The following is a 331-nucleotide window of genomic DNA, read 5'->3' as shown; positions in this document are numbered from 1 at the left end:
TGCGCACGTAACCGTCGGCGGCGGCATCAAAGGTCTTGCACTGCCCATCAGGGGCCAACATCCCCCACCGCGACGTCGCAATGCTGTTCTGCGGCGTCAGCATCAGGTTCACCCCAGCCGCCAAGGCCTGATCAGACTCCCGGCGCCGCAAACTCTGACACGCCAGGTGAATCGTCACCAACGACGACGAACACGCAGTATCAAGCATGATCGCCGGACCATGCACCCCAAGGAAATACGCCAGCCGACCGGCCGCGAAATTGGCGGCATTGCCGAACGGCACGTAGGGATCGATGTCGGCGGGACGGATACTGCCGCCGATGTTGAGCGC

The 331-nt window shown here is 63.1% G+C and carries 1 protein-coding gene; it reads right to left on the bottom strand.

The window, feature by feature from the left end:
• A partial coding sequence (locus tag AC5Y4Q_RS21670; protein WP_499960173.1) for a beta-ketoacyl synthase N-terminal-like domain-containing protein occupies positions 1-331 on the bottom strand: 331 nt, incomplete at both ends.

It is taken from the genome of Mycobacterium sp. NGS16, assembly GCF_059813225.1.
The sequence above is the reverse complement of the archived record's forward strand: the minus strand, read 5'-3'. Positions and strand labels throughout refer to the sequence as shown.